This window comes from Duncaniella sp. B8 (assembly GCF_005304985.1).
Taxonomy (GTDB): Bacteria; Bacteroidota; Bacteroidia; order Bacteroidales; family Muribaculaceae; genus Duncaniella; species Duncaniella muris.
In genome coordinates this window covers 2,108,729-2,125,593 of the sequence record NZ_CP040121.1, presented here as the reverse complement: position 1 = coordinate 2,125,593, position 16,865 = coordinate 2,108,729, and the positions used below count along the sequence as shown (strand labels likewise).

Below are 16,865 nucleotides of genomic sequence, written 5' to 3'. Positions count from 1 at the left end.
GACCTCAGCCAACAATGCGAAAAGCCATAAAAAAATTCCTTTCATTAGCCTTGATGATTTCATCAGGGCTAATGGCCTTTGCCGACACTGCCGCAAGCAATCCGCTTGTGTTCGGCAATAACCGCCTCTCGATCATCACCCCGACGCTCCTGCGCCTGGAATATGCCACCGACGCCCGCTTCATTGACGCTCCCACCCTCTTTGCCTATGACCGCAGCAGCATGCTCTCGCCTTCTGACATCTCTGTCCGCGAACTCGGCGACAACTGCTACGAGATCACCACTCCGGCTCTGAGAATCTGGTATAAGCATGACGGTTTCCCCTTCTCGACTTCGAATCTCCACGTGTTTTACACTCTTGACGGCAAAGAGAAGAAATTCACCAATCGCTTCCTCCCCAAAAACAATCTCGGAGGTCCGGTGGAGACTCTTGACCGTGTCACCAAGGAAATTCCGATGAATGACGGAATCCTGAGCAAGGACGGATGGTATATGATCGACGACGAACGCACCGACCTGCTCGTCAACGGATGGATCAGCCCGCGCGACACCGAATCGCACATCCAGGATCAGTATTGCTTCGTCTACGGCAACGATTACAAGGCCGCCCTCTCAAGCCTTGGCGCTATCAGCGGCAAGGTGCCGATGACCCGCAAATACATACACGGTGTCTGGTATTGCCGCTACTGGGACTATACCTCCGATGAATTCCTCGACATCATCCGCGGCTATGACAAAAATGACTTCCCGCTTGACAACATTGTGTTTGACATGGGATGGCACACCAACGACGCAACCGTCGGCACAGGCCACAACGGACATCTAAACTGGAACGGCTACACCTGGAACCGCGAACTCATTCCCGATCCGAAAGCTCTGATCGACTCCTGCCATGCCCGTGGCGTGACAGTCTCGCTCAACGACCATCCGCATGACGGCATGCGCCCCCACGAGGAACACTATCCGGCATTCATCAAGGCTCTCGGTGTCACTGACGGAACCGTGCCTCTGTTCAACACTGCCGACAGCAACTATATGGCCAAATTCTTTGACTATGCCCACCGCCCGAGCGAAGACATGGGCGTGGACTTCTGGTGGCTTGACTGGCAGCAGAACTATCTCTACCCGCATGTGCGCGGCCATCACTCCACAACCCTCGCCTGGATCAACGAACTTTACTACCGCGATTCGCAGCGCAACGGCAAACGTGGTGCCGGTTACAGCCGATGGGCCGGATGGGGCGACCACCGTCACCCCATCCAGTTCTCCGGCGATGCCCAGGCCAACTGGGAGCTTCTCGCCTTCGAGGTTAAACTCACTGCTTGCAGCGGTCAGGGCGGATGCTACTACTGGGCACATGACATAGGCGGTTTCCGCGGTGACCCGAACCCGGAACTGACTGTCAGATGGACTCAGTTCGGCGCTCTGTCGGCTGCCCTGCGTGTCCATTCCACCAAAGACAAGCGCCTCGACCGACGCCCCTGGATCAGTGGCGACCGCGAGACAAAAGCTATGAGAAAGATGTACCACATGCGTTCCGAAATGATGCCCTACATCTATTCGAGCGTCTGGCAGACCCACAACACTATGGTGCCGCTCAACCGCTCGATGTTCATCGACTATGGCGACCAGAAGGAATCGTTCAGCCAGCCCCAGCAGTTCACTTTCGGCGACATCCTGCTTGCTGCTCCTATCTCGACACCCGGCAGCGGTGCAGACAAGACTGCCGCGCAGAAAGTCTGGTTCCCCAAAGGCGAAGTCTGGTATGACTATTTCACCCACGAACGCAAAGACGGAGGCCAGACCGCACAGATCGAAAAGCCTCTTGAGGAATTCCCGCTCTATGTGAGAGGCGGATGGATACTCCCCATGCAGCCCTACACTCCGCGTCCGGCCACAGCCGCGCTCGAAACGCTCGTCATGCGCGTCTACCCCGCGGCCAAAGATGCCGACAACGTGTTCAGCCTCTATGAGGATGACGGCATATCGCTTGACTATCAGAAGGGCATCTATTCCACAACCGCGCTCCGCTACACCCAGAAAGGCAACCGCGCCTGCGTGACAGTGGCACCCGCCGAAGGTTCATATCCCGGCCAGACCATGCGCCGCTCCTACAGGCTGCAGCTTCCAGGACTGAAAGACGGTGCCAAGGTGACGGTCAACGGCAAAAAAGCCAAGGTTGAATATGACGAAGCCGCCGGATGCCCGGTGGTCAGAGTTGCCTCCACTCCTGTAAACAAACCCGTAACCATTGAGTATAATATATAATGTACAAAATGAAAATCTCACGTCTGCTTGCCGCCGCCGCTCTTCTTGTGGCGGCCGGCAGCATGGCGGCTGACACTCCGAAAGTAATCGCACACCGCGGCTACTGGAAAGCCGAAGGCTCGGCCCAGAATTCAATCCGCTCGATAGTCAAAGCCGACTCAATCAACTGCTATGCCTCGGAATTCGATGTATGGATGACGGCAGACAGCGTTCTTGTGGTCAACCATGATCCGGATATCAACGGAGTTCACATAGAATCATCGCCGGCTTCACGTGTGCTCGCCGAAAAACTCTCCAACGGAGAGCAAGTCCCGACTCTCGAAGCCTATCTCGCCACAGCATCACACCTGCCATCACGCATAGTCTGCGAGATGAAGCGCCACGACAGCCGCTCACACGAAAAAGCTGCCGTCAAAGCAATCCTGGCTCTGGTAAAAAAATACGGACTTCAGGACAAGGTCGACTACATAACCTTCTCAAGCGACGGCTTCAAAAATTTCATCAGATATGCACCGAAAGGCACAGGAGTCTACTATCTCGACGGTGACTATGTGCCCGCCCAGATCAAACAGATGGGCGGCACCGGCATCGACTATGCCATGAAAGTCATCAGAAAGCATCCGGAATGGATCAAGGAATGCCACGACCTCGGACTCCTTGTCAATGTCTGGACTGTAAACTCCGAAGCCGACATGAAATGGTGTATCGACCACAGTGTTGATTTCATTACCACCAATGAGCCCGAACGCCTGCAGTCGTTGCTGAAATCACGCGCGAAAAAACAAAAATGATGAAAATGCGCCTGCTCCCACGCCTGATCTCTTCCGCCGTCCTTCTGTGGCTTGCAGCGACAGCGGCGGCAAGTGACGGCAGGCCGGAAAAGCATGAGTTTGCCTATGCCGACACCGTGCGCACCTACAGCATTTATCTTCCTGAAGACCTGCGCCCGGATGCTCCGCTCGTGGTCTACACCCACGGCTATGGATCGGCCAGACGCTGGCTTAACGATCTGAACGCCACAGCCGAACGCCACGGATTTGCCGTATGCTACCCGGACGGCTCTCCGGATTCCCGCGGAAAAGACGGCTGGAAAGTCGGCTATCCGCCGCAGGAGTCAATGAGCGTGGACGAAGCCGACTTTTTCCGCTGTCTGATAAACGAAGTCACCTCTCGCTTCCGGCTCAGCCGCGACAATGTGTTCATGGCCGGCATGTCAAACGGCGGCGACCTCTGCTATCAGCTTGCCTTCACAGCTCCGGAGCTTTTCAAAGCCTATGCCTCAGTAGCCGGTCTCGCCTTTGAATGGCTGTGCAAGAACCACAGACTGTCGCTCCCCGTCCATTTCCTTGAGATCCACGGAAACGCCGACCGCACCTCGCGCTGGGAAGGTGACCTGACCAATGACGGAGGCTGGGGCTACTACATAGCGGTACCGGACGCAATCGGCATGATCGCCGGCAATAACGGCTGCCGGAAAGTCACCACCGACTCTCTCTGCTCCATGCGCGACCCGCAGCGACTGATCACCCGCACTGTCCACTCCGGAGCTCCGTCTGGCCGCGAGGTGGTGCTCTATGAAATTCATGGAGGGAAACACTCCTGGGCCGACAAAGACTTGCCGACTGCCGAAATCATCTGGAACTTCTTCAGCAGCCGTCTGACCGGGCCACCGAAACCAGATGGCCGATGAATCTGCTCCGGGCACAGCATACATATATACCGAACAGCTCATAATCTCTCATAAAAACAATTTCTGAAAGTGGCTCGGAAAATCAGGCTCTTCCAACAAAAGCTTGATTTTCATGAGCTACTTTTGTACTTTTGCATGACGCTAACACAAACTGATTATCCCCATCCCCATGAATATCACCGAATTTATCGACACCTGGAAAGAAGCCCTCGCCTCTGACATCACACCCGGCAAACGCGAAATCCTGCAACGCTTCTTCAAAACCGGCCCCGGTCAATACGGCGAAGGTGACATCTTTCTGGGCAACACCGTCCCGGCAATCCGGAAAGTATCACGCCTCATGTCTGACGCCCCGCTGGAAGCCGTTGAAGCCATGCTCTCCTCCCCCATCCATGACCACCGTCTGTCGGCACTCCTTGTTCTCGTTGAGCGCTATCGCCGAAACCGCAAAGACCCGTCGGCACGCCGTGAGATAATCGACTTCTATCTCTCACACACCTCCGGAATCAACAACTGGGATCTCGTCGACCTCTCGGCCCCAAAAATTCTAGGTGAATACGTCTGCCAAAGCGGCCAGACAGACCTGCTCGAAACCCTCAGCCACTCCGAAAACCTATGGGAACAGCGCATAGCCATAGTATCCACATTTACACTGCTCAAAAACGGCATAACCCTGCCCACCGTCTCGATCGCCACGCGCTATCTCACCCACACCCACGACCTGATCCACAAGGCAACCGGATGGATGCTTCGCGAAATGGGCAAACGCGGAAACGAACCATTGCTCCTCCAATTCCTGGACCGCCATGCCGCCGTCATGCCACGGACAATGCTGCGCTATGCCATAGAAAAACTTCCCGCACCACTTCGAAAGCACTATCTCGACCTAAAAAGCACCGTCAAATAAACGAATTTTAGATCCATATCAGAACAAAAATCACTCAACCACTATTTTTCACACGGCTCTTTCATTTAACCTAAAATAAATAGCATATCTTCCCTTACCCGGTTCATTGAGAATCGGGTAATTTTTCCATGTCTGTATATCAAAGAGTTATTCTGGTATCAAAATCTTATTTTTTTCACTTTTGACTTAAAAATCGAATCAGTCTGGTAAAGCTCATCGAGATATGTCTGATCAGTTCGGCTATGCCTTTATTCTTATCTGATTGTTTCTTGCGAAGTCCTTTCCATATTGAGAACACCGAGTAAACTATTCTTTGTATGGTATCGAGGTTTCTGGCGGCTCTCGTCGACTTGCGTTTTATATTGTCCTGCTGAAGATTGTAGTCCAGCCCCCAGTGCATACTTTCTATTGACCAATGGTTGCGCACGAAGATTCCTGGCTTCGGAGTATGCGTAGGCATACTGCTGACGTACAGGCGTTTTTCTGAGGTGTGTACTCCTGTTGACTTTTTGACTGTGGACGATTCATACTCTATGATGGTCATGTTTCCGCCCCATTTCTTCTTGTCTGCGATAATGTCCAGTCCGTCATATACGCGGTAGGTTCTCGTCTCTATCCTGCCGTGGGCCAGTTCGGGACCTTCGGTGTAAGAATATACCGGTGTGTGTTCCACTAGCCTGTCCTCAATGCCGTATCGCAATGACGGCTGGTTGGCTTTGAGTTCTATCAGAAAGTCTCCGCCTTTCTTTCTGATTTTCTCGACAATATCCTTCTGCATAGACATTGCGTCGGCTGTGACAATCTTTCCTGCGACATCTATTTTATCAAGAAGTATCGGTATGGCCTTTATCTCGTTGCTCTTTTCCTGACAGGCTTCGGTGGCGATTGTTATGCCGGTGCTGAACGAATAGGCAGAGACGATATCCGGGCTTCGCCCGTTTTCCTGAACGGTGCCGCGCTCGGCTTTGCCGTCAATGCAGATTATTTCAATGATGCGGCTGGCGCAAGTAAGTCTTTCAAGGAATATGTCTGCGAACTGCTGCATCCTGTCGGCCATATCCATATCGTTGATGCCGTTCTCCACACGGCAAAGCGTGGCCTCAGATGGTACGCCGTTCCTTAACAGGCCCATTTTGTGTAATTTGTTGAGGTTGTATCTGCCGAACTCCAATATCTCGGCTCGTCCGATGCATCCGGCCATACGTCCGAGTATCATCAGCATGATGATATCGTTGAGGCTGTGACGGAAATTGCCTTTGTCCAATCTACGGAAATCCGGCACGGATGAGGCAAACGCTCGAAGTTCTTCCATGATACTGCGCCTTGTGTCAAATTTATTGTGTACTTTTGCGGTATGATCAGGCGCATAGGCGTCAGTCGAACAGACTTGGTCAAGTGGCTTCATTTTTTTGGCGTAACTCTTTGATTATCACCTATAAAGTTACTAAAAATCTGCCACTTGGCCAAATTTTCATTGCACTTATTTTCTTGAAAATCAGAGGTTAAAGCCTCTCCACCCGTACTGCTCTCGCTATAAAATAACACATTTGTCGAGAATGAGACGAAATCTTAAATGAAAGAGCCGTGTATTTTTCATCATTTTTTTTCAAAAATATTTGCACAGAATTAAAAATGCGCTTAACTTTGCACTCGCAAAACGGAAATAACGACAATGTTGAGCGAAACGAAAGCCTCCGTAAAGCAAGACTCAACTTGGTGTGGTAGTTCAGCTGGTTAGAATACCTGCCTGTCACGCAGGGGGTCGCGGGTTCGAGTCCCGTCCATACCGCTGAGGAGAGAGGAGAATGAGTAATTGTTTGGCTTCGGCCATCATTACTCATTCTTTTTTTGTAGCTACCGCAAAAAATCAGCGCCAATCCGGGTCAGCGGATTTTTCCGGTGGGCGGAAGGGGGATGTCGGAGTATAGTGTTATCTTTGCAAAATGAAACCAGACCAACTACTCAGATCCATCCTCCCCGAAGTCCTGATAGACAACTTCGACATTGACCGCTTTGAAAAAAGCGAGAGCCGTTTCGACATTTGGCTTGATGAGAAGAATGAACAACTTAGCGAAGACAAGTACAATAAAAACATAATCTGCTACGGTTTTGGTGATTACCGAACCATACAGGATTATCCCATAAGGGGGCGTGCCACATACCTGCATGTGCGGAAGCGCAAGTGGCTTGACAAATCCACCGGCGAGATATTCAGCTATGAATGGGATGTATCCGAATTCGACGGCACAAGGCTTAACGCCGAGTTCGTCGCTTTTTTAAAAGAGGGAGATTGAGAGCACTCCCGTCAGCATCTCCACTCTTGCCGAACGCAACGGTCTGAACGGACAGACACTGCCCAAGCAATACAAGGAAGTGATCAGCGACTATCGGTCATGGGACCAGCTTGACCATGCCGATGAATACATATTGTATTATTACTGTCCGCTAAACTTTTTTTGAGCGATTGAAAAATTAGGGCTGACACCTATTGCAGGAGTCAGCCCTAAATGGTTATTTTGGTGTCGCCAAACAATCCATGAATAACCATGAGTAAAAGTAGTAATTTCTTCGGACAGCCGATATATGGACAGCTGATAAAATCACTCAATCGTGAAAAAATTGTTGAATTCAGCCGAAAACACGGCGGAGAGAAGTATGTAAAGAGCTTTGACGGCTATACGCATCTGCTTACGATGCTCTATGCCGTGATCCAGCGCTTCGACTCATTGCGTGAGATAGAGACATCTATGACAGCGGAGGTTCGCAAACTGCACCATGTCGGAATTGATACTGTACCAAAGCGCAGCACCCTGTCGGATGCAAATGCCCGACGGTCAGAGAAGTTCTTTGAGGATGTCTATCGCGACCTGTATGCAGCCAACAAAGACATTCTTTCATCGGACAGCAGACGCAACGGCACGGAAGAGTGGATAAAGCAGCTTAGGATTATCGATTCCACTACAATCACATTGTTCTCCAACGCTATTTTCAAGGGCGTTGGTCGACACCCCAAGACGGGAAAGAAGAAAGGCGGCATAAAGGTACACTCTGTCATACACGCCAACGAGGGGGTTCCCTGCGATGTGCAGTTCACTTCGGCGGCCACCAATGACTCTTTCATGCTTGCTCCGAGCCATTACAGCCACAACGAGATAGTCGCTCTTGACCGCGCCTATATCAATTATGCCAAATTTGAGGAACTGACGGACCGTGGCGTTGTATATGTCACCAAAATGAAGAAAAACCTCAGTTATGAGGTACTTGTAGACTGTATGCATCAGAATCCGCAGGGACTGATGGAATACCGTGAACAGGTCGTGGTGTTCCGTAAAGACGGTATAAACCACATCGCCAGAATAATTACATACGTTGACATCAAGAAGAACGGGAAGCCAAAACTCATATCGCTTCTGACCAACGACTTCGACATGCCGCCAGAGACAATCGTGGCGATATACCGCCGCCGATGGCAGATAGAGTCTCTTTTCAAGCAGATCAAACAGAACTTCCCCTTGAGATACTTCTATGGCGAGAGCGCCAACGCCATCAAAATCCAGATATGGGTTACACTCATCGCAAATCTGCTGCTGTCAGTACTTCAAAGCAAACTCGAAAGACGTTGGAGCTTCTCAGGGCTTGCTACAATCGTCAGAATTGTGCTGATGTATTACCTGAATCTCGAAAAGTTCCTCAATCAGCCCGATGCAGACCTGAAAATCATGCTCGCCGAAGCATCGGAATCGCCTCCCGAAGTTCCTGAAAACTGCTGAGGGGGCTTGTCAAATACAAAAAGTAAGCCCAACTTCTGCCGTTCAGGAAGTTGGACTCGCCTTTTTATGGTTTAGCGGACAGTAATAATATTGTATCCTGAAAATTTCGGCGCGGACATGAGTCTTGACGAGACCTGCCTGAGCAATGGCGATGTCTATACCATACTGACCAACAAGGCCGCGCATGGAGGCAAAGGGGCTCTTGCGGCGATGGTCCGTGGTGTGTCAAGTGACACAGTGTCGGCAATACTGCGGAAAGTTCCTTTGAGGCAGCGCCTTAAGGTAAAAACGGTTACGACAGACCTTTCTTGAGCCATGATGCTGACTGTCAGAAACGTGTTTCCCGGCGCATCGCTTGTCAATGACCGGTTTCATGTCCAGCAGCTCATTTCCGAAGCCGTTGACCAGCTGAGGATACGACACCGCTGGGAGGTACTCGATGCCGAGAACAAGGCAATCAGAGAGCATCGCCGGAGGCGAAAGAATGCAGCCCCAAAAGAAGAACGCGAACTGATCGGACAGTGGCAACCCGAAAGGATGGAGAATGGCGAGACCATGCCTCAGATAATGGCACGCAGCCGGCATATCATACTCAAGCACAAATCAAAATGGAACGGGTAGCAGAAGATACGCGCCGGAATATTGTTCAGGATATTCCCCGATCTGGAAAAGGCATACGGACTGTTTCTAAAGCTTGTGGACATATTCAACGAAAAGACTTCTGCCGGAGTTGCCAGACTGAATCTCGCCAGATGGTACAACGAAGTGGAGGCCTTCGGGAACAATGAATTCAACAAAGTCCTGGAGACTTTCGAGAACCACAACACCACAATAATCAACTATTTCGAGCGAAGGCTCACAAATGCCTCGGCAGAATCCTTCAATGCAAAAATCAAGGCGTTCAGGACACAGTCCCGGGGTGTCGGCGACATAAAGTTCTTTATGTTCAGACTGGCCACACTATACTCTTGACATCCCCTTCCGCCCACCGGAAAAATCCGCTAACCCCAAAAACATTCCGGCCTCCATGCGGCAGAACCAAAAATCGGTCGGAACATCACTTGATGTTCCGACCGATTTTCTGTAGCGAGACCGAGAATTGAACTCGGGACCTCCGGGTTATGAATCCGACGCTCTAACCAACTGAGCTATCTCGCCATGATTTTATATAGTGTTGCAACGCTTTTGCGGGTACAAAGGTAGAAAGTTTTTTTGATATGACAAAACTTTTTTGCTCTATTTTTAACAAAATATCAGATTTTTACTGTTTCGGACACTCTCAACCACACCTTTCATTGCCGCCTGAAGACGCTCTACGGCAGCCGCAAATCACCTATCTGGCAGTAAGATACACACCGCCAACGATCGCCAGTCCCCCGGCAAGCATCCACAGCGTTATAGGCTCGCCCAATATAACCGACGACGCGATTATGGTCACCAGCGGATTGAAGTAAATATAGTTCGATGCCTTTTCAGGCCCAAGCACCTTGACCTCGCTGGTCCACAATATATAACACAGGAATGATGCCAGCACTCCAAGAAACAGAAGATTCATGGCCACCGACATCAGAGAATCAGCCGACGGAATCTGCGGAGCCGGACCGAAGACACTCATCGGCAAATATCCATGTCGGTGTCAGCCCGTGGGTGATCAGCACCTTGGTGGAGACGAAAGTCAGACCCCATATCGTCACCGTAAGAAAGGTAAGAGGGTGTTTCATAACAAGAGTTAAAATCTGAGTGGTGTATCTTTTAGATAAATTGTTGCAAGGGAGGAAGAAGCATAGCGAGCTATGCGACTGACGAGTTTCAACAATTTAGCAAAAGAGACACCAAGGCTCAGGTAACTCAAAATTTTTCACAAATGGAATATACTATTTACAAAAAAACAATACAATCGCCTCCGAAAGTTTTGAGCGGCTATGGCTCTTCATTTCAGTCACATAGCTCGCTATGCTCCTTCAATTCAAAGCCATATCCATCTCAAATCTTTCGCTCAGATTTTAACTATTGTTATGAAACACCCTCTAAGCAGATTATAGGCCAGACGCGATCTGTCGGTCACAGTGTTTACAGTTGCCGCATTCATTGATTTAGATTTCTTGATTTTCTACGGTGCAAAATTAGCCCAAAATGTCATTCCCCAGGAATTCACCACCTATTTCCGCAGCGTGATAGTCTTCGGACAGGCGCATATCGTCGAATCGGTCCATGACCGCATCGCAGCCCTGCGCCTGCTTGCCGAAAAATACAGTCCCGGAATAGACCCCTCGGCCGAAATAGACCGCTTCATCAAGACCGTCTGCATAATCCGCATTGACATTGACTCAGCCACCGGCAAGGAAGCAATCGAACTGACCCGGCAGAAAGATTGAGGTGGCTTCCGGCAGGGCACCTCTCCTCAGGACGCGGCTCCATTGCCGATGGCCGGAGGCTGTAAGTTTGTGATTTTTTGTGTAACTTTACGCTCTCGAAACCCCAGGCCCCCACATGAGGCTGCACAAACATCACATTCAGTAACTTGCCATGAAACATAAACTTCTTTCGGCCCTCCTTGCATTCACCCTGACCACCCCCGTATTTGCCGCGGACTCAGGCCGGACGGTCGAAAACTTCAATTTCGGCTGGAAATTCCATGCCGGTGACACCTGCGGAGCGCCCGACCGCTCTTTCAACGACAGCCGGTGGACACCCGTCAGCCTTCCCCACGACTTCCAGATCTCACAGCCCTGGGTAGCGCCCGCGGCCGACGAGAAAGCCGACATGACCAACTCGGCCGCCAACACCCGCAGCCGCCTCAGCGCCCGCGCCTTCAAGGAAATGGGCGCCGGATGGTATCGCAAGACCTTCAAGGCCGACCCCGCATGGAAAGGCCGCAGAGTCCTGCTTGACTTCGAAGGCATAATGCTCACCGGCGATGTCTACTTCAACGGATCGCGCGTAGGCGGCACTGACTACGGCTATCTCGGATTCGAAGCCGACATCACTCCGCTCATCGACTTCGACGGCGACAACATTGTGGCCGTGCGAGCCGACACCGGCAAACCCGAAAACTCCCGCTGGTACACCGGCGGCGGTCTCTACCGCAACGTCAATCTGATAGTCACAGATCCCAGGCTACATTTCACACGCCATCCCCTCCGCATCACCACCCCCGATGTCAGCGACAGCAGTGCATCGGTGGTCATCGACGCCGAACTCACCAACGCCATCAAGGACTACAAGGAAATCCGTGTGCTCGCAGAGATCACCGATGCCGACGGACAGACAGTCAGCTCACGCACCCTGACCCTCCCCTTCAACCGCCGTCAGCGCACCAACGAATACCGCGTCGACAGCCTGCGCATAGCCTCCCCGCGTCTGTGGGACTGCGACTCGCCTCACCTCTACACCCTAAGCCTCACCCTCTTCGCCCCTGACGGGAAAGTGGCCGACCGCATCTCCGAGACCTTCGGCATCCGCAGCATTGAATACTCCCCCGACTTCGGCTTCCGCCTCAACGGCAAAAAACTGCTCCTCAAAGGCATCGCCAACCACCACACGCTCGGTGCCCTCGGAGCCGCAGCCTACCCGGCAGCTATCGAGAAACGCATCAGACTGCTCAAGGACTTCGGGTTCAACCACATCCGCTGCTCCCACAACCCCTACAGCAAACAGTTCATGGACCTCTGCGACCGCTACGGCATCCTCGTGGTCGACGAACTTTATGACAAATGGACGCGCCAGAACGCCGGAGGCCGCAAGGAATGGATGGAACAGTGGCCCGTCGACCTCCCCGAATGGGTCAGACGTGACCGCAACCACCCCTCGGTAATCATGTGGAGTCTCGGCAACGAGCTCCAGATGCTCTGGAACCTCCCCTTTGCCGACTGGGGCGTCACACCATACCGCCTGCAGAAAACCCTTCTAAAGCGCTACGACACCACCCGACCCCTGACCGTGGCCATGCACCCCCGCTACCGCGACGTCAACACCGACTCCCTCCCCGCCCCTCTGGCCCTGGCCACCGACATCGCCTCTTATAATTACAGATATATGTATTTCCCCGGCGACAGCCGCCGATTTCCAGGAATGATTTTCTACCAGAGCGAGGCCAACACATCCGGCATGGGCCCGAATTTCTACGAAATGGACCTCGACCGCGTGGTAGGTCTGGCCTACTGGGGCATGATCGACTATCTCGGTGAATCGGCCGGATGGCCCGCCAAGGGCTGGACCCAGGGCATATTCGACATCTCGCTCGAGCCAAAACCCATAGCCTGGTTCCTGCGAAGCATTTTCAAGCCGGAAGAACCGGTGGTCCACATCGGAGTCATCGACAGTGACGAGCAGCTCATGTGGAACGACGTCCAGGTAGGCACTCAGAAACTGTCCGACCACTGGAACCGCACCCCCGGAAGCAGCCTGACGCTCTACACCTTCACCAACGCCGATGAAGTCGAGCTGCGCCTCAACGGCAAAAGCCTCGGCCGCAAGCGCAATGCCGTAGCCGACCCCAAAACCCGCAACCGCATTGTCTGGGAAAACATCCCCTACAGCCACGGCTATCTCGAAGCCATAGCCTACCGCGACGGGCAGGGCCGCCCCGTAACCATCCACCGCATCGAGACAAGCGGACGCGCCTCCCGCCTCACCGCCACCGCCGACAACCCCTCATGGAAAGCCGACGGCATGGACCTCCAGCACGTACGCATCGAAGCCATTGACAGTCACAAGCACCGCGACCCGCAAGCCTCAGCCCCGCTGACATTCAGCGTTGACGGCCCGGCCGAAATAGTCGGAGTGATCAACGGCGACCTCTGCAGCCACGAACTCTCAACCGGCAACACCCGCAGCCTCCACAACGGCACCGCCACCGTGATACTCCGCTCCACCGCCACACCCGGCCCGGTAACCCTCACCGCATCCTCGCCTGAATACAAAGACCTCAAAATCCGCCTCACAAGCAAATAACAACCGGCAACAGATCAACCCACACCTATTTATATCTAACACGTTTATATCTAACACGCTCATGAAACTTTCATCCCATATCCTCGGCCTCGCCTCAGCCATCATGCTCGGCACCGCACTCCCCTCAGCCGTCAGCGCCGAAAACCGCGTCATCGAAATCAGTTCCCCCAACATGCGTGTCTACCTCCCTGACACCGCCAAAGCCACCGGCCGCGCCGTAGTGGCCCTCCCCGGAGGAGGCTACTCCCACCTCGCCCTCAACCATGAAGGCCATGACTGGGCACCATTCTTCAACGAACGCGGCATAGCCTACGCCGTCGTAGCCTACACAATGCCCAAAGGCGACCGCAGCCTCCCCATCGGCGACGCCTGCAACGCAGTAAAACTCCTCCGCGACAGTGCCGGAGTCTGGAACCTCGACCCCGCGCAGATCGGCATAATGGGCTCATCGGCCGGCGGCCACCTCGCATCCACCGTAGCCACCCACGCCACGGCCGAATCGCGCCCCGATTTCCAGATTCTCTTCTATCCCGTCATCACAATGGACAAGGCCTACACCCACCGCGGATCTCATGACAATCTCCTCGGTAAAGACGCAGATGAAACTCTTGAAACAGAATACTCAAACGAAAAACAAGTCACTGCCGAAACACCCCGCGCCTTCCTGATCCTCAGCAGCGACGACCGTGCCGTCCCCCCGGCCAACTCCGTCAACTACTACACCGCCCTCCGGGCCAACGGCATCCCCGCCGCCATCCACATCTACCCCACCGGCGGCCACGGATGGGGCTTCCGCGACTCCTTCAGCTACCACGACCAGGTGCTCGACGAACTCAGCGCCTGGCTCAAAAGCTTCTGATCCACAAGCAAGTCTCCCCCCGATCTCACACAATGCCTGCAACACCCCCAACCGGCGGCTTCCGTCTCATGGCCGCACCGCTTCAGGGCTACACAGAGGCTCCCTTCCGCCATTTCCATGCCGAAATCTATGGCGGCGGGGAGTCTCTGACCTACTTCTCACCATTTCTGCGCATCGAGAAAGGTAGCGTCCGTCCGCGCGACCTGCGCGACATCACCTCGCCCCTCAACGCCAACCACCGGCTCATCCCCCAGATCATCTTCCGCGACGCCACCGAATTCCGCACCCTGACATCAGCCGTCCGCAGCGCCGGCCACAGCCATCTGGACCTCAACCTCGGCTGCCCCTTCGTCCCCCAGGTCCGCAAAGGCCGCGGAGCCGGACTCCTCAGGCAGCCCGACCTGCTCCGGGAGATAGCCGGCATAATGACCGCAGACTTCCCTGACATCACATTCTCCGTCAAAATGCGCCTCGGCATCACCGACCCTGACGAATGGCAAAGCCTCATGCCGGCCATCAGCCTCATGCCCCTGAGCCACCTAACCGTCCATCCGCGCACAGCCTCGCAGCAATACAGCGGACAGCTCCATCTCCGCAGCTTCGAAAGTCTCGCCGCCGCCTGCCCCCACCCCATAATCTTCAACGGCGAGATCACCACACCGCAGCAGATCGACCACCTGCGTCAGCTCTACCCCACGCTCTCAGGCATCATGCTCGGACGCGGCCTCCTGCGCCGACCCTCCCTCATAGCCGAATGGAACTCCGGAAGCGAATGGACTCTCGCCGAAATCCGCAGCCACCTGCTCCGCCTCCACGAAGCCATCCTCGACCACTACACCCGCACCCTCAGCGGCGACACCCAGATTCTATCGAAAATCAAACCCCTCTGGGACTACTTCGCAGACAGCTTCGACCGCAAAACCATCAAAAAACTCCTCAAATCCCCAACCCTCCCCCTCTACCGCCAAAACCTCCCCCCGGCATAGCCTGAATCAATCCGCCCGCATCCGAATTGCCTCGACACAACCCACGCACATCCGACCCGCCAATCAACCAACGCGCGTCCGGAGGACGCAGATTTACTCGTAGCCCGTGACACCGCACCGCACAGCGCAAAGGTGTCACGGGGAAAAAACACCCACCACAAAAAAGTGTCCGGAAGGACACTGATTTACCATCGTCATATCATAACGCATACAAATTGACGTGCACATCCCGTCCGGAACCGTAAACCGGTGTCCTGACGGACACCACATTCTTGCCTGACATCCACTACCCCCGACACCTTTGCGCTTTGCGCACGGTGTCGGGGGCTACGACTAAATCGGTGTCCTGCGGACACCCGCCACCCCCGCCCCTGCCTCGGAGAGGCTGGATAACAAACAAAAAACAGGACTGATCCTGCCAAAGCAAGAATCAGCCCTGATTTTAAACCGTTATCCCTAAGAATCGGGAATTATCGCATGTGCACTTTCATTGTACACATGCGAATATAACGTCTCATACTTTTATTAATAGACGGTTACACGTTCATATGTGATCGTGCCTTCCGTTTTCGAATAAAGCAAATCTTTATAATACCATCCACTCTGATAATCAACGACCAATACATTTGCATCAGATGATTTTATCTTGAACCATTCAAAACCTCCATATGAAGCTCCTGGTTCCCATCGGTTATCATATCCGAAATCTCCACCCGAAAGAGCGGAAATCGGTTCATCATGATTAAAATATACTGTATTATAGGAGTTTGACATAAACGAATCAAATTTATTGTCATTTGAAACCGGAGTCTGCGACAGATAAAGATATTGGTAATTTAGATGGTCTGTTCCATACTCAGCCTTTGAGGTCCAGTCTTCTCCATATATATCTTCATCAGTATCAGGATCAACACCTATAAAGCTCCTGCTCCTCAAAATACCGGAAAAGCTTTTTACCTTCCAATATCCATACTGTCCTGAGAATCGTTTAGCCTCCATAGGTGAGGACCGTTTCCAGACAAACGTCTTTTCTATACCGACGTTTCTCGCGGAAAACTGATCGCTGCCATTAAACGTCACGTTTTCATGAATTCCCCAAGCCACAACCTCAAATACGCTTTTATAGCTAATTTTAAACCAGTTAAGATCTGGAGAATATTCCCATGTTCCGTTATCCGTTTCCCTGAAGTCCATAACACAAGGATTGGTTTTGCATGTATAGGCCGTTACAGAAGCACTGTTGTTTGAATTCAGATCAACGATAGTCACAACAGGCCGCCCGTTGTCATCAACAGTTTCAATACGCCAGGTACCTACAAACTTTTCATCTGAGCCTCCGGCTACGCCAGGCTCATCATTCTTTGAATCAGAGCATGAAACCAGAGCAAAAGTCGTCGCTATAAGCAGAGTCAATAGCAAATTTCGCATAATCC

16 protein-coding genes, 2 tRNA genes and 1 pseudogene are annotated in these 16,865 nt (G+C 52.8%); 14 read left to right on the top strand and 5 right to left on the bottom strand.

Going from position 1 to position 16,865, the window contains the following annotated elements; translation table 11 throughout:
• Positions 1 to 14 precede the first annotated feature (14 nt).
• From FDZ78_RS09070 to FDZ78_RS09055, 4 genes are all read left to right on the top strand, one after another.
• Complete coding sequence (locus tag FDZ78_RS09070; RefSeq protein WP_240740371.1) at positions 15 to 2,267, top strand: glycoside hydrolase family 31 protein; 2,253 nt, start codon at positions 15 to 17, stop codon at positions 2,265 to 2,267.
• 8 nt (positions 2,268 to 2,275) lie between these two features.
• Positions 2,276 to 3,058: a glycerophosphodiester phosphodiesterase family protein gene (locus FDZ78_RS09065; RefSeq protein ID WP_124076008.1), complete on the top strand. Its 783-nt coding sequence runs from the start codon at positions 2,276 to 2,278 to the stop codon at positions 3,056 to 3,058.
• Positions 3,055 to 3,957, top strand: coding sequence for a PHB depolymerase family esterase (locus tag FDZ78_RS09060; RefSeq protein ID WP_124076007.1), 903 nt, complete (start codon positions 3,055 to 3,057; stop codon positions 3,955 to 3,957). Before FDZ78_RS09065 ends, FDZ78_RS09060 begins: the two co-directional genes overlap by 4 nt.
• 169 nt (positions 3,958 to 4,126) lie before the next feature.
• Positions 4,127 to 4,864: a DNA alkylation repair protein gene (locus FDZ78_RS09055; RefSeq protein WP_124076006.1), complete on the top strand. Its 738-nt coding sequence runs from the start codon at positions 4,127 to 4,129 to the stop codon at positions 4,862 to 4,864.
• Positions 4,865 to 5,039: 175 nt separating this feature from the next.
• Here FDZ78_RS09055 and FDZ78_RS09050 read toward each other — a convergent pair whose 3' ends face one another.
• Positions 5,040 to 6,269, bottom strand: a complete 1,230-nt coding sequence (locus tag FDZ78_RS09050; RefSeq protein WP_240740280.1) for an ISAs1 family transposase — start codon at positions 6,267 to 6,269, stop codon at positions 5,040 to 5,042.
• A gap of 310 nt (positions 6,270 to 6,579) precedes the next feature.
• Between FDZ78_RS09050 and FDZ78_RS09045 the strand changes: the two genes are divergently transcribed.
• From FDZ78_RS09045 to FDZ78_RS14965, 6 genes are all read left to right on the top strand, one after another.
• A tRNA-Asp gene (locus tag FDZ78_RS09045) sits at positions 6,580 to 6,653 on the top strand.
• A gap of 154 nt (positions 6,654 to 6,807) precedes the next feature.
• Positions 6,808 to 7,158 (top strand): transposase family protein, encoded by a 351-nt coding sequence (locus FDZ78_RS09040; protein ID WP_107032970.1) that lies wholly within the window; start codon positions 6,808 to 6,810, stop codon positions 7,156 to 7,158.
• A 252-nt stretch (positions 7,159 to 7,410) separates the two neighbouring features.
• The gene (locus FDZ78_RS09035) at positions 7,411 to 8,634 is read left to right on the top strand and encodes an IS4 family transposase (protein ID WP_068960910.1); all 1,224 of its coding nucleotides are present in this window, start codon (positions 7,411 to 7,413) and stop codon (positions 8,632 to 8,634) included.
• A gap of 117 nt (positions 8,635 to 8,751) precedes the next feature.
• Positions 8,752 to 8,946: a hypothetical protein gene (locus FDZ78_RS14845; RefSeq protein WP_240740370.1), complete on the top strand. Its 195-nt coding sequence runs from the start codon at positions 8,752 to 8,754 to the stop codon at positions 8,944 to 8,946.
• 3 nt (positions 8,947 to 8,949) lie between these two features.
• On the top strand, positions 8,950 to 9,255 hold the full coding sequence (locus FDZ78_RS14970; protein WP_124076737.1) for a transposase: 306 nt from the start codon (positions 8,950 to 8,952) through the stop codon (positions 9,253 to 9,255).
• Positions 9,256 to 9,261: 6 nt separating this feature from the next.
• Complete coding sequence (locus FDZ78_RS14965) at positions 9,262 to 9,606, top strand: transposase (RefSeq protein WP_370291899.1); 345 nt, start codon at positions 9,262 to 9,264, stop codon at positions 9,604 to 9,606.
• A gap of 112 nt (positions 9,607 to 9,718) precedes the next feature.
• On the opposite strand, the gene FDZ78_RS09025 is transcribed toward FDZ78_RS14965, so the two are convergent.
• The 3 genes from FDZ78_RS09025 to FDZ78_RS14645 form a co-directional block, all read right to left on the bottom strand.
• Positions 9,719 to 9,792 (bottom strand) — tRNA-Met (locus FDZ78_RS09025).
• A gap of 175 nt (positions 9,793 to 9,967) precedes the next feature.
• Entirely contained in the window at positions 9,968 to 10,249 is a 282-nt protein-coding gene (locus tag FDZ78_RS09020) for a DMT family transporter (protein ID WP_136408449.1), read from the bottom strand.
• Entirely contained in the window at positions 10,209 to 10,355 is a 147-nt protein-coding gene (locus FDZ78_RS14645; protein WP_160632170.1) for a hypothetical protein, read from the bottom strand. Before FDZ78_RS14645 ends, FDZ78_RS09020 begins: the two co-directional genes overlap by 41 nt.
• A 345-nt stretch (positions 10,356 to 10,700) precedes the next feature.
• Between FDZ78_RS14645 and FDZ78_RS09015 the strand changes: the two genes are divergently transcribed.
• The 4 genes and pseudogenes from FDZ78_RS09015 to FDZ78_RS09000 all read left to right on the top strand — a co-directional run bounded on the left by FDZ78_RS09015 (position 10,701) and on the right by FDZ78_RS09000 (position 15,432).
• Positions 10,701 to 11,009, top strand: coding sequence for a pyridoxamine 5'-phosphate oxidase family protein (locus FDZ78_RS09015; protein WP_168182021.1), 309 nt, complete (start codon positions 10,701 to 10,703; stop codon positions 11,007 to 11,009).
• 151 nt (positions 11,010 to 11,160) lie between these two features.
• Positions 11,161 to 13,587 carry a glycoside hydrolase family 2 TIM barrel-domain containing protein gene (locus FDZ78_RS09010; RefSeq protein ID WP_136408447.1) on the top strand — a complete coding sequence of 809 codons (2,427 nt, stop codon included), beginning with the start codon at positions 11,161 to 11,163 and terminating at the stop codon, positions 13,585 to 13,587.
• 103 nt (positions 13,588 to 13,690) lie between these two features.
• Positions 13,691 to 14,443 (top strand): annotated as a pseudogene (locus FDZ78_RS09005) (alpha/beta hydrolase); the annotation flags it as partial.
• A gap of 35 nt (positions 14,444 to 14,478) precedes the next feature.
• The gene (locus FDZ78_RS09000) at positions 14,479 to 15,432 is read left to right on the top strand and encodes a tRNA-dihydrouridine synthase family protein (protein WP_168182018.1); all 954 of its coding nucleotides are present in this window, start codon (positions 14,479 to 14,481) and stop codon (positions 15,430 to 15,432) included.
• A gap of 525 nt (positions 15,433 to 15,957) precedes the next feature.
• Here FDZ78_RS09000 and FDZ78_RS08995 read toward each other — a convergent pair.
• Positions 15,958 to 16,860 carry a hypothetical protein gene (locus tag FDZ78_RS08995; RefSeq protein ID WP_137426196.1) on the bottom strand — a complete coding sequence of 301 codons (903 nt, stop codon included), beginning with the start codon at positions 16,858 to 16,860 and terminating at the stop codon, positions 15,958 to 15,960.
• Between the last annotated feature and the right edge of the window lie 5 nt (positions 16,861 to 16,865).